The sequence below is a fragment of the Lacticaseibacillus sp. 53-4 genome (genome assembly GCF_016861805.1).
Lineage (GTDB): Bacteria > Bacillota > Bacilli > Lactobacillales > Lactobacillaceae > Lacticaseibacillus.
Genome location: NZ_BOLT01000019.1, coordinates 39,195 through 52,659 on the forward strand (window position 1 = coordinate 39,195; position 13,465 = coordinate 52,659).

Sequence of the window (13,465 nt, forward strand, 5' to 3'; positions counted from 1 at the left end):
TTTTTTGCTGCCGGCCATTGAAAAAAGCACTGCCTTTTCAAGGCAGTGCTGCGGGCACCCACAAGCGAATTGTCGCGTACCGAGACTACTTTTCACCAAATCTTTTGGCGAAGTCGGTAATGATACGGCGGCTTTGCTTAGTCTGAATCAACGCCTTTCGCCACTGCGCCGGGGGCTGCTCGTCTAAGTGGCCGGCCGCATACAGGCAGGCGGCGATTTGGGCAATTGTGTCGGTGTCCTCGCCGAGGTTGGCTGCAGTTAAAATCAGGTCCTGCACTGACGCGGCATTGGCCGCACACCAGACGGCTGCTTCCAGCGAGTCAATCACGTAGCCGCTTGAGCGAATCTGGTCGCGCGGTGTGGCGAAAAAGTCTGGGCTCAAGACCCGGTCAAAATACGCGAGTTCCTCGGCATGGAAGTCACTTTGGTGCACCAACTGGCTGGCCTGCTTGAGTGCTTCGGCGAGCATCTGGCCCGCCAGCAACTGCCGCAGCGTCTCAACGTACAGACAGCTGGCGATGATCGACCTCTCGTGGCCGTGCGTCACTGTGGTAAAGTCCCTGATGCGTTGCTGACGATCCGGCCAGCTTTGCCCATTCAGGACGAAGGCGAGGGGCGCAATGCGCATCAACGCGCCATTGCCGTTTGCGTTAACCGACCGGCTGCCCGCCTCAGTTGCGGGCACGCGCCCGGTGTTGAAGCGGCTGATGGCCTCACTGGTGCCGATGCCAATGTCGAAACGAATCCCGCGCGGCGTGTAGTCGCCATCGAGATAGGCAGTGAACTTTTGCATCAGCTGGGTTGGCCCGCCGCCTTCGGTCAGCGTTTCGGCCAAGCACAGGGTCAGCGAGCTGTCGTCGGACCATGAGCCAGTCGGCTGATCATACGTACCATGGCCGGTCATGCTGGTGAGCTGATAGCTGTCCCGAGGCTGGAACTCGACTGGCACCCCGAGCGCATCAGCAATCATGCTGACTTCGAAAAAGTTTGTGATTTGGTTTTGACTGGCCATGGCTGCCTCCATGATTGACGTTAATCACTATTGTTGAATTCAGTTTAGCATAGTGCTTAACCGCAGATGAACTGGTTGCTGCCTGTGGGAGTCTGAACAGTCCAAATTGAGCGTATACTCGATGGCCCAACGCAGACTGTCACTTACGTTTCATTCTCCCTATCAGTACACTTAAGGCAAGAACATTGGCTAAGCTGAAGAAGTATTTGCTGGCTGCGTAACTCAAGACCGGTATCCTGGTCTGTTGGCTAGGCGGACGAGTTGGCAGCGTATTTTCGAAAGGATGACAATCAGTGAGAGCGGAAACCGACAAGATGCAGGCCGCCTATTTTACGCAAGTGGGAGATCCTGACCAGATTGAAGTGGGGCAGCTACCGGTGCCGTCGATCGGGCCGGCTGATGTCCTGGTGCGGATCTGTGAGGCGGCGGTCGACCGAGTCGATGCTTATGTGCGTTCCGGGGCGTTTAAAACACCGCTTCAACCGCAGCAAATCATCGGCCGCGATGCGTGGGGTACGGTGGCGGCCGTGGGTGCAGAGGTCACGGCTTTCCATGTTGGCGACCGCGTCTGGACCAACAGCATGGGCTACGGCGGCCGGCAAGGGATCACCGCACAGTTTGCTGCCATTCCTGAGACGCGTCTGTTTGTGATGCCCAATGTAAACCCGAGCAGCTGGCTGGCGCTAGTTCACCCTGGTGCGACCGCGGCCATCATCGTCACGCAACTTCTGAAGCTGCAGTCTGGCCAGACTCTGCTGGTCGAAGGCGGCGCGGGGCACGTTGGCCGGATGCTGATCCAGTGTGCGAAAATTTGCGGACTGCACGTGATCGCCACGGCGAATCCGCGAGATTTTGCTGCTGTGACTGCCTTGGGCGCTGAGGTCATCGACTACGCACCAGGCTGGGAGACAAAATTGACCGGGCCAGTGGATGCCATCATCGATACTGCAGGTCGCGTCCCGTTGCAGCTAAACCTGGATCAGCTTGCAGTGGGCGGCCAGCTCATTTTGATTGCTGCCACCAAAGAACCCAAGGTTAGCTTTGACCTGCCCAGATTCTACATGAACGTTCAGCAATTGCGCGGGTTTGTCATCAGCCGGGCGAGTTTAGCGAGTCTGACGCAGGCGAATCAATGGCTGCTTCAGCACGCGGCCGCTTTTGCGCCGCTGCCGGTTGAGCGGTTGCCGTTAAGTGATGCCGCAAAGGCCCATGCAATGGTCATGGATCCACAGGTGAAAACGCGGCTGCTGATTACCTTGCCATAGTTGTTGGTAATCCGATATGATGGCCCCAAAGACAAGCAGGAGGAGAATGTCATGAAAATCGAACTGGTGCCAATCACGATCGACATGTATGAAGGCGACGTCGAAGTCTACGATAATTCAATCACTTTGGATCCGTATGTGTTGGTGCACGTCATTGCGAAAGCGCCGCACTGGTCAGAAACGGTCGATGGGGATGTTCAGCTGCGTCGCCAGAAGGTGCGTGAAATCAAGAAGGCCATTGCACCGGTGATCAAGCAGAACCAACAATGGCTCGATTTGGATACTCTGCAGCCACCTGAAGCTATTCTTAAAGCAGTCCCTGACATGATCAATAAGCTCAGGGCTGCTTTAAACACGGTGATGATTCCAGGCGAGTTGGAAATCGACTCGATGGAGCTGATTGGGTCCTGGCCGGCATACGAAGCTGAGCCAACCGCGCTGCTTGACCAGTATCATCAGCAGCACGCGCTTCATCTAGCAGAACGCCTCAGAGACCAAAAACTGGACAAATAATTTGCGAGCCGAGTGGGTGACCACGACCCACGCTCGTCGAATGTCAAAAACGCCCGGCGCCTTTTCTTGAAATTACCAAGAAAGGGAGCCGGGCGCTTCGTCAGCCTTTGAACCCACGCAAAGGGCACCATCCCTCTCGAAATGGTGTCCCGCGCCACCGTGGTTGCCCCGGTGGCTTTTTATTGCAGGGTTGCCCCTGCCTGCTATCCCAACCACTGTCACCAGGGCCGGTCGCTTTATTAAGTTAGGAAAGTGATAGCAGCATCCCTCACGCGTCCTGTAAGGACCCCATGCTCTTCACATGGTCTTCATCGCCAAACCGATCGGAAGGCTCAACGTGCCTGGCGGCCCCAAGGTGCAGGTCGGATCGCCAGGGAGTTTCCGGGTGAATCTGACGAAGCGGTACCTGCCTCGCCCTCCCATCATCCAGAGATAGTATCGCACACAATGAAACCGCTGTCAATCAATTTAAGATGAAGCTTTTTAACCGTGTCATGACATATAGTATTCCATTTATATTCACAGCTAATTCGACCTCGAAGCGGTCCAGCCGCACACTAAAAGGTGCCTTGATCAAAATCATGATCAAGGCACCTTCAACTATTTAGTGAACTTTTTGAAGCGGTCAATAAATGCCGTTGTGATCGGCGTCTGGAGCCGGTGCTTGCGCCAGGCCAAGACCGTGTGGGTCTGCACGCGCGGTGAGAACGGGATGAACCGGACCCCGGCATGGTTTTGCGGGTCGATGACGCCTTCAATCGTCAACGCCGCGCCAACTTGCGCTTGGACCAGGGGCATGACGTTAAAAATCAGGTTGAAGTGGCCGACAATTTTCAGGTCGGCCAGCTCGATCTCAGACCACGAAGCCAGCAGTTGCTGTACGGCGCCGCGACTGGAGATGATGAGCGGCACCTCTGGCAAGTCGGCGGGCTCAATCACGGGCTTAGTCGCGATTGGGGCGTCGACGCTGACGACCAGGCCCCAGCGTTCCGTATGCGCCAGCGTCAGGTGGTCGTATTTGTCGGCATTCACCGGCTCCAGCAGCAAGGCTAGGTCGATTAAGCCCTTGTCGAGCCGGTCAAACAGGTCGTCGGAAGTCCCGGTGAACAGGTCGAAGGTCACCGCCGGGTATTCGGCCGTGAACGCGGCAAGCTCATTGGCCAAAGTGTGACTGCTGTCGGCCTCGACTGCGCCAATGTTGAGGTTGCCGCTGAACAACTGGCGGCGCTGGTCGATAAACGTCTGCTCGGTTTGCTGCGTCAACGTCAAAATTTCCTGCGCACGCGTTTTGAGGTAAAGACCGGCGTGTGTCAACGTGAGGCCGTGGTTGGTCCGCGTGAACAGCGGGGCGCCTAACTCGTTTTCCAGCTGCTTGAGCTGGCGGGACAGCGTGGGCTGCGTGATGTGCAGCCGCTCTGCCGCCCGCGAGATCGAGCCCGCGCCATCAATCGCCAAAAAGTATTCCAGCAGTCTTAATTCCATCACTCACGCCTCCAGTCAGTTAATCAGGCCGGTCGCCATCCGTGCCGGGCTTATCGATTCCTAGACTACTATACCGATGCAGGCGAGGATTCACAATCAGGTTGACGACCAGATCCGCGACACTTTTGCGCGACACGATGGTGCCTTTAAAAGGCGTCCCCTTTGCCGTGAGCTCGTAGTCAATCTCCTCATCGTTCGTCAGGTAGGCGGCGCGAATCAGGGTATAGTCTAGATTGCTGGTCTCGATGATTTGGGCAGCGCGGCGGGTGTCGTCCATCACCGCCGTGCCGACGTCTGCTTCGACCCAGCGGCCAAACGCCCCAGGCACCTCATGGTACAAGCCGAGCCCCGTGATGTAGATCAGCCGGTCAACGCTGGCGTTGTTCATCGCCTTGACGATATTTTTCGCCATCGGTTCAAACTCGCCGCCGAGGTTCGCGTAGACGATGTCCTGGCTGGCCATGGCCTGGAACAGCGCCTGGTAGTCGTTCACGTCGGCCTCGAGCACGGTTTCGCGGGTGGGGTCGATTTGTCCCAGACGCTTGGCCCGGCGCAGGTACAAGGTGAGATGAGCGTCGGTTTCTTGCAGCAGGCGCTGGCGCACCAGTCTGGCAATCTGACCGTTAGCGCCCAAAAGCAGCACATTGGTCAACGTCTAGCCCTCCGTGTCAGTTTTGCCGTAGATTTCCTCAGCCAGCGGGAACGCGGACCACGCTTTGGGCCAGCCGGCGTAAAAGGACAGGTGCGTGATCAGCGCGACCATTTCGGTCTTGGTCACGCCGTTTTCTTTGGCAATGGCTATGTGCGAATTCAACTGCGGAAAAAGGCCCTGCGCCATCAACGCGGCGCAAGTGATCAGGCTGCGGTCGCGGGCAGACAGCTTGTCTTCCTTAGCCCAGACCTGACCGAACAGGACATCATCATTCAGCGCGGCGAACTGCGGGGCAAAGTCGCCCAAGTTGTCGCGGCCAGCGGTTTGTTTTTTAGCCATTTTAATCTTCCTTTCTAGGTGAGCGGCCTACCACGGCTGGGTCGTCGGGCCGACGGTGAATTCACTCACGTTCGTGTCTTCCGGCATGTCGATGGCAAAGGCGACGACGTCCGCGATCCGTTCAGCACTGATTTCATACGTGTCATAGGTCTGCTGCATTGCCTCGGCGGCACCAGGGTCGGTGATCGTGTCGAGCAGCTCCGTCTTAATGGCGGCTGGATAAATCGTTGCCGTGCGAATGTGGCTGCCTTCCTGGGCGGATTCCATGCGCAGCACTTCCATCAGGTCACGCACCGCCCACTTAGTCGCGCCATACACCGCGCCGTTGGGGTAAGCCTTGAGCCCGGCGACGGAGCTGGTCGTGATAAAATGGCCGGCGTGCTGCGCCTTGAATGTCGGCAGGGCGGCAGCAATACCGTTGAGCACGCCTTTCAAGTTGACGTCGACCATCTGATTCCACTCGTCGACCTTCAGTGCAGATAGTGGGGAGCTCGGCATCAGCCCGGCGTTCAGAAACATCACGTCGAAGCGGCCAAAAGTATCCTGGGCCATTTTCACGAGCGCGGCGTTATCTGCCGGCTTGGTGACGTCTGTGACGCGATACACGGCTTGACCTCCGGCGGCCTGGATGGCTTTGGTCAACTGTGCCAGTTTGTCTTCGCGCCGGGCGCCCAGCACGACCTTGGCGCCTTTTGCTGCCAGCAGTTTCGCGGTGGCGGCGCCGATGCCACTTGATGCGCCAGTAATCACAACAACTTTATCTTTGATCATGAAAAATTCCTCCTAGTCCGTCAGTGCGTTGTACTGATCATCAGAAACTGGCTCGAGCCACTCCGGCGTGCCGGCCGTGATCGCGATGTGTGAGAACCAGCTGTCCTTCGTCGCGCCGTGCCAGTGCTTCACGCCATCGTGGGTGACAACGACATCCCCGGGGTGCAGCTTGCGCGCCGGCTGGCCTTCTTCTTGGCACCAGCCCTCGCCGCCGGTGACCAGCAGCAGCTGGAAGCCGTCGTGGTGAATGTGCCAGTTGTTCCGGCAGCCGGGCTCGAAGGTGACGTTGCCGACGCCGACGTTGATGGCCGGGTCGCTGATCAGATTGTTGAGGTAGCTCTGGCCGACAAAATACTGGGCGTAGGGGTCGTTCTTGGCGCCCATGGGGAAGATGCCGTGCTTTACGGCTTGTTCGTTGGTTGTCATGGTTGATTGTCCTTTCGAAAAGCTTCAGTAGTGAGACTCACTTTAACTGAGGTAATTGTAATAACTATTTAGATATACGTCCAATGCTCCTTCTGCCTGGCGTCTATGCTTGTTGAGCATGTCAAAGAGCAACCGAAAAAGAGACAGAACATTGCCTAGTCAGTTATATAAGGCAATCGAGATTTGTGCGAATAAAGTCCCAAAGTCTTGGTGTGACAACGTTTTTGAGGATGGGTAAAAGTTTGACGGCGGATAACGATGGCAATCTCAGCAATGACAAGGCTTTACGCGTGACACTGCGCGAATATACAAATTTATTGTGTGCCTTGACCATAGAAGACGGTCCGCCCCTGGTTTTCAGGCGACCCAATTACCTAGATTTGACTCTTGTGGATGATTGCAGGGATTATACATATTCCTATTTAAGGTGATTAGGGTATCCAGTAACGCAATCTCTTTAGGCTCGTAGACACATACCAACCTTGACTTCGGTGAGTTCAACTTCGTCTGCCAAAGTTTTCCCCGGGGTATCAGGGAAAATGTTTTTGCAAAATTAACGAAGGTTGTCCTCACACTATTATTGGCGCAAGTAGGATTCAAATTCCCTCGCAACTCCTTGCCGGAACCGGTATCATAGAGACAAGCAAAAACTTGGAGGAAAAGTGAAAATGGCAAGTTTCGATCAGCTCATGCATTCAATCGACGAAGCAGCTGGCGACACGCAACGTGACCGTGGCACCATGTTCGAAGAAGTCGTCAAGTCATACTTACTCAATGAGCCCACATACAAAAATCTCTACGACAATGTTTGGATGTTAAATGAGGTGCCGTCTGAATACAACATTCCAAAGAAAGACCTTGGCGTTGATCTTGTTGCGCGGCAAAGGGGTACAGGTAAACTTACCGCTGTCCAAGCGAAGTACTACAAAGGCAAAGTAGGCAAGGACACAATCAACAGTTACGTGGCCGAGCTGAACAAGAATTATTATTCGGATGGGCTGCTGGTCGCTACGACCGATGAGTGGAATCGCAACGCCGAAGCGGCTCTGGACGATGGGTCCAAGGATATTAGCCGAATCGGTCTCTCGGATTTAAGAAACTCCGACTTTGATTGGTCCCAGTTTAAGTTTGGAGATGCCGCTAAGCCTATTCAGGCCAGTCACAAAGCTCCGCGTTCTTACCAGCAGGAAGCTATCAAGAAGACCGTAGCTTATTTTGACACGCATAATCGCGGGAAACTGATCATGGCCCCAGGCACCGGGAAGACGTTTACTAGTCTCAAGATTGCAGAAGCGCTCGCAGATCATAATGATCAGGCCAATTTCTTTGTGCTGTACCTTGTTCCGAGTATTCAGTTGCTTTCTCAAACACTTTTCAGCTGGAATAGTGACGTCGCTAGCGGCAGAGAACTGGTCTCATTTGCTGTAACGTCAGACCGGAACGCCTCCAAAAAACGCACCTTCAATAATGAAGACGACAGTGAGATGAACATTCAGGATATTGGTTTTCCTGCCTCGACCAGCGCGGAGAAACTGATGAAAAATTTTGCCGCGCTGAAACCGGCTGAAGGTAAACGACTCACCGTTATTTTCAGTACATATCAGTCAATTGATGTTATTCATAAAGCTCAGGATCTCGGCTATCCGGAGTTCGATTTGATTATCGCAGATGAAGCTCATCGTACGACCGGTTCGCATGAGATGGGTAAAGACGCTGGTATGTTTACCAAGGTTCACGACAATAAGGTTGTGAAGGCCAAGCATCGGTTGTACCAGACGGCAACACCTAAGATATACTCGCAAGAGACTAAGAAGAAGGGTAAAGAGGAGAACGTCATCATCGCCTCGATGGATGACCCTGACCTATATGGTGAAGAGATTTATCGTCTGGGTTTCGGTGACGCAGTGGGTAAAGGCATCTTGACGGATTACAAGGTTGAAGTGCTTGCAGTCGATGAATCTGTAATCCAGAAGGATATGCAGAATAGTTTGTCGACTCAAAATGGCTTGAGTATCGACGATATCGGTAAAATTATTGGTGTCTGGAATGCAATGATGAAGCGGGAGAGCTTCTCGGATAAGACTGAGGGCGCTCCGATGCAGCGTGCGATTGCTTTTTCATCTGTGATTGATAACCAGCGTGGCCATGGGGCAGGCAAGGTAGGATCAAAGCAGATTGCCCAAGAGTTCAACCAAGTGGTTAACGAGTATCTTGGCGCGAACAACCCTAACGAAAATCACGTCCGAGTTAAACACGTCGATGGTAGTATGAATGCCTTGCAGAAGAAAGATGCAATCGATTGGCTTGCAGGAGACATGCCAGACGATGAAGCGCGAGTGCTCTCAAACGTCAAGTTTTTGACGGAAGGTATTGATGTACCGAATTTGGATGCCATCATTTTCTTTGCGCCAAAGCAATCTCAGATTGATATTGTTCAGGCGGTCGGTCGTATTATGCGCAAGTATGAAGGTAAGGAATATGGCTATATCATCTTGCCCGTTGTCGTTCCAATCGGTCAGGATCCGGATACAGTGCTTGACGATAATAAGACTTACCAGGCTGTCTGGCAGGTACTGAACGCGTTGCGCTCAATTGATGAGCGGTTCGAGGCTTCCGTGAATAAGCTTGATTTAAATAAGAAAAAGCCCCGTAACTTGAATGTAATTGGTGTCGGTGATGCGCCAAAGAAGGAGCTAGGTGGATCAGGTTCTGGTGACGGCGAGGAACACAGTGAACAACTTAACTTAGAATTAAACTGGCATGAAATTCAAAATGCTATCTATGGACGTATTGTCAAAAAGGTCGGCGATCGGCGGTATCTTGAAGATTGGACGGCGGATGTTCAGAAACTGGCAGAACGACACATTCGCTGGATTAAGAACTTGGTTGCAGATAAGCAATCGCCATTCGCGAAGTCATTTCGGAAATATGTTAAGAGTCTATAGCACAACATCAACAGCGATATTGACGACGAGCAAGCGATTGAGATGTTAGCTCAGCACATCATTACGAAACCGATATTTGAGGCACTTTTCGATCAGTACAGTTTTGTTAATGACAACCCTGTGTCTCGCGCCATGGAAGACATGGTGGAGAAGATGACCGAAGCTGGCTTTGATCAAGAGCAAGCGGCACTCGAGCCGTTCTACGAATCTGTACGGTTACGAGCGACAGGTATCGATAACGCTGCAGCGAAGCAGCAGTTTATAGTGACACTTTATGACAAGTTCTTTAGCACAGGTTTCAGGGACACCGCCGACAAGTTAGGGATTGTTTTCACGCCAGTGCAAATCGTAGATTTCATTGTGAAGTCTGTTGATGAGGTACTCAAAGAGCACTTTGGTCGCGGAATTGACGCTAAGAACGTGCATGTTCTTGATCCTTTTACAGGGACAGGCACATTTATCGCGCGTACGCTGGAGTATCTGAATCAAGAAATGAAAGATGGAAAAATTACATTAGCTGATATCACTCGCAAGTACACGCAAGAGTTACACGCCAATGAAATTGTGTTGCTCAGCTATTACATTGCGGCTATCAATATCGAATCGGTCTTTGACGAGATTAATGGACCAGAGAAGTACATTCCGTTTGATGGTATCGTTCTTGCTGATACCTTTGCCTCGACTGAGTACGGTGAGACACTGAGTGAAGATATTTTTGGCGGGAATAACAAACGGCTGAAGAAGGAACAGGCTGTGCCAATTACTGCGATTATCAGCAACCCACCATACTCAGTTGGTCAAAAAAATCAGAATGATGATAATCAGAATGCCCATTATCCTGTCCTGGAGAAACAAATTGCTGATACGTATGTGACTGGAAGTAAATCTGGTTATAGTAAAGCTGCGTATGACACCTATATAAAGGCGTTCAGATGGGCAACTGATCGTTTGGGAGAGCGTGGAGTGATCGGATTTGTTACAAACGGCAGCTTTCTCGATTCGGGTAGTACGGATGGGGTTAGAAAAGCCTTTTACAGAGATTTTAATTATTTGTATATTTATAATCTCAGAGGAAATCAAAGAACACAGGGGGAAACCTCTCGGAAAGAAGGAGGAAAAATCTTTGGTTCCGGCAGCCGAGCGCCAATTTCAATATCTATATTCATAAAAGATGGATCAAAAGAGCATCATCTTTACTACAAAGACATAGGTGATTATCTTACACGGCAGCAAAAATTTGAAGAAATCACCAAGGCTGGTTCAGTTTCAGGAATAAATTGGACTGAAGTTTTTCCTGATGAAAATGGTGACTGGCTGAACCAGAGAGATCCAAAGTATTTAAGCTACACTCCCATTGCCGATGAAAAAAAGACGCAGGGTGTATTTCCGAAGAATGCCCTTGGAATTGTTACAAACCGTGATGCATGGGTATATGGTTTTAACAGAGTTCAAGTAAGTAACAATGTCTCAACCTTGATTGAGCACTATAATGCGGAACGTGAGAGACTAAGAGGTGGGGTAGAGTTCAATCGAGACCCTAAGTATATTAAGTGGACGCGAAAGCTAGAACGTTTTGCAAGACAAGGTGGAGAGATTGAATTTGATGGTAAGAAACTACGACTGAGCCTATATAGGCCATTTACCAAAAAGTGGTTGTACTACGACTCCGTATTAAACGAAGAGACACGTCTATACTACAAACAGTTTGGCAAGAAAAATGAGGTCATTTTCACTACAGGTCGTGGGGCTTCGAGAAACTTTTCCACGCTAGCAACTGATTTAATTCCAAACATGGATTGTCTGGAAAAAGCGCAAGGTTTCATGCGATTTGATAATGAAGTTCCCGAAGACGCTTTTCTTCAGATGTCTCGGGATAACGTTTCAGCAGAATTTGCTAAACGTTTAGGGTTGTCCACAGAAGAGACATATGCATACGTATACGGTTTATTGAATTCTCCAGAGTATCAGCAAAAGTATGCAAACGATCTCCAGAAAGATTTAGCTCGTATTCCGATTGTGAAGAACATTAAACAATATGTGACGATTGGCCAGGAGCTGCTTGATCTTCACATCAATTATGAGAACGTAAAACCATATGACGAATGCAAAATTGTTTTTCATTCGAACAAGCCAAGTTATAAGGTTAAGAAGATTCGTTTTAAATCACGTTCTGATCACAGCGTTATCAACTACAATAGCGATATCACCATCGAAAATATACCCATACATGCATACGACTACGTAGTTAATGGACGCTCAGCTATCGGTTGGATTCTGGATCAATATCAGGTTAAAACTGATAAATCATCACAGATTACTGACGATCCAAACGAATACAGTGATGATCCGAAGTATATTTTCAAGCTGTTACTAAAGGTCATCAGAGTATCGCTGAGCACATTAGATCTTATTGCTCAGTTGCCCACGTTTGAAGTTGCAGACTAAGTTCCCATATTGTGATAATGTGCATTATTAAAGAAGTAATAGCACCACTAATGGGTAAAATACGAGTGACATCATTGGCAATGTGCATCGGACGAGTGGTCTGAGATTAATGGATACGTGTTTACGGACGTCTCAGGAAGTTGCTCTTACCCAGCAAACTATAATAGAGAGCCTATATTAATGTTTGTAAATATCTAGAGCAACAAATGAGTGGACCAGAATACTCTAGCATGCCTGGTTTGGTGTATCTTCAAGTAAGCCTACTTAAGCAGGGGGGAAGAATGAAAGAAATATTTCAAAATATATACTCAGCTTTGGAACAGCTCCAAAAATTGTCAGATCGCCTTTGGGAGAGCCAGCTGAGGAATCACGAGTTAGATAATCTATCAATTTCGAAAAATGAAGTCAATGATAAGATAAAATCTATTGGCACTAATATTGACGTCCTTTCAGATGCACTAGACGGTCATAAAGTTACCAACAACTTTCTAGACTTATTAAAAAATTATCTAGATAATTTGAATAAAGATTTGCAGATCTCTGACTTTGTCCAGCTTGAACGTCAAACTGAGACTTTAAGGAATGACGCGGAAAAATTAAACTTTTTTACGAAAATTGCCGTTCAAAAAAACACTGCAGTTATCGTTGGAGCAAATGGCAGCGGAAAATCTACTTTTGTGAATGATCTTGGAGAGCTTTCATTACCTAATCTCACAGTCATACCTGCTCAAAAAAATTTATACTTCTCCGAGCAAATATACAAGAGAGACCATACAGATGAAGATAGTTATCGGAAGGCGAATCTGAGGCCATCTAATAATGCATACAAGATTGACAATTCGTCGGAAAGCGAAGCAGTTACCCGGCTCTTTGAACCTTTTACATTAATGATTACCGCGTTAGTTAATGAAGTAGTCCAGCTTTCAACTGATGAACGGAATTTTGAGCTATCTAAGCGATCCGTACCAAAATGGGACAATTTAACCAAGATTTGGAATAAGGTGATTCCCGACGTGACCTTTTGTGTAGACGGAGTGCATCGACAAGTCTATCCAATTCGGAATAACCAACAGTATTCGTTTAATAAACTTAGTGATGGCGAAAAATGCATCCTCTTTTACATTGGAAACGTCTTATTGGCGAAGGATAATGCTTATGTTGTTGTTGACGAGCCTGAAACGTTTCTGAATGCTGCAATCTACAATAAGCTCTGGGATATTTTGATTTCTGTACGGAAAGACTGTCAATTTATCTTCACCTCCCATAATCCTGAATTCATTATGGCCAGACGAGGTGCTTCAATATTTTGGTGCAAACAATTTTCACCACCAGATAAGGTTGAGCTACGTCTACTGGATTTTAAGAATAATCTGCCAATGGATTTATTGACTGAACTAGTTGGGAGCAGGAAGAAGATTCTTTTCTGTGAAGGAACTGAGAACAGCTACGACTATCAAATTTTTTCTGCTATATTTCTCGATGAGTACACCGTAAAGCCTGTAGGCGGCCATGAGAAGGTCATTCAGTATACAAAAACCTTCCTCAGTTTTCAAGTCAAGTGCAACGGTGATAACGAATCCTTGATAGTGGTCTAGGTTGTTAAGCCATGCGTCGG

The 13,465-nt window shown here is 49.7% G+C and carries 9 protein-coding genes and 1 pseudogene; 4 read left to right on the top strand and 6 right to left on the bottom strand.

The features are described from left to right. Window positions 1-85: 85 nt before the first annotated feature. Entirely contained in the window at window positions 86-1,012 is a 927-nt protein-coding gene (locus tag JUF21_RS08505; protein ID WP_203663982.1) for an ADP-ribosylglycohydrolase family protein, read from the bottom strand. Between the two features lie 293 nt (window positions 1,013-1,305). Here JUF21_RS08505 and JUF21_RS08510 point away from each other — a divergent pair, with 293 nt between their 5' ends. Both JUF21_RS08510 and JUF21_RS08515 read left to right on the top strand, forming a co-directional pair. Beyond that, a complete protein-coding gene (locus JUF21_RS08510) occupies window positions 1,306-2,277 on the top strand; it encodes an alcohol dehydrogenase catalytic domain-containing protein (RefSeq protein ID WP_203663990.1) in 972 nt (323 codons plus the stop codon). Between the two features lie 51 nt (window positions 2,278-2,328). Then, a complete protein-coding gene (locus JUF21_RS08515) occupies window positions 2,329-2,790 on the top strand; it encodes a hypothetical protein (RefSeq protein WP_203624603.1) in 462 nt (153 codons plus the stop codon). Between the two features lie 600 nt (window positions 2,791-3,390). On the opposite strand, the gene JUF21_RS08520 is transcribed toward JUF21_RS08515, so the two are convergent. From JUF21_RS08520 to JUF21_RS08540, 5 genes are read right to left on the bottom strand one after another with little or no spacing between them, the layout of a single operon-like run. Next, entirely contained in the window at window positions 3,391-4,272 is an 882-nt protein-coding gene (locus JUF21_RS08520) for a LysR family transcriptional regulator (RefSeq protein ID WP_203624604.1), read from the bottom strand. 19 nt (window positions 4,273-4,291) lie between these two features. Then, entirely contained in the window at window positions 4,292-4,924 is a 633-nt protein-coding gene (locus JUF21_RS08525; protein ID WP_203624605.1) for an NAD(P)H-binding protein, read from the bottom strand. 3 nt (window positions 4,925-4,927) lie between these two features. Beyond that, a complete protein-coding gene (locus JUF21_RS08530; RefSeq protein WP_203624606.1) occupies window positions 4,928-5,263 on the bottom strand; it encodes a carboxymuconolactone decarboxylase family protein in 336 nt (111 codons plus the stop codon). Window positions 5,264-5,290: 27 nt separating this feature from the next. Next, on the bottom strand, window positions 5,291-6,034 hold the full coding sequence (locus JUF21_RS08535; protein ID WP_203624607.1) for an SDR family oxidoreductase: 744 nt from the start codon (window positions 6,032-6,034) through the stop codon (window positions 5,291-5,293). A gap of 12 nt (window positions 6,035-6,046) precedes the next feature. Next, window positions 6,047-6,460, bottom strand: a complete 414-nt coding sequence (locus JUF21_RS08540) for a cupin domain-containing protein (protein WP_203663992.1) — start codon at window positions 6,458-6,460, stop codon at window positions 6,047-6,049. A gap of 668 nt (window positions 6,461-7,128) precedes the next feature. Between JUF21_RS08540 and JUF21_RS08545 the strand changes: the two are divergent. After that, a pseudogene (locus tag JUF21_RS08545) lies at window positions 7,129-11,850 on the top strand (type ISP restriction/modification enzyme). Window positions 11,851-12,131: 281 nt separating this feature from the next. After that, window positions 12,132-13,445 carry an AAA family ATPase gene (locus tag JUF21_RS08550; RefSeq protein ID WP_203663994.1) on the top strand — a complete coding sequence of 438 codons (1,314 nt, stop codon included), beginning with the start codon at window positions 12,132-12,134 and terminating at the stop codon, window positions 13,443-13,445. Window positions 13,446-13,465 lie beyond the last annotated feature (20 nt).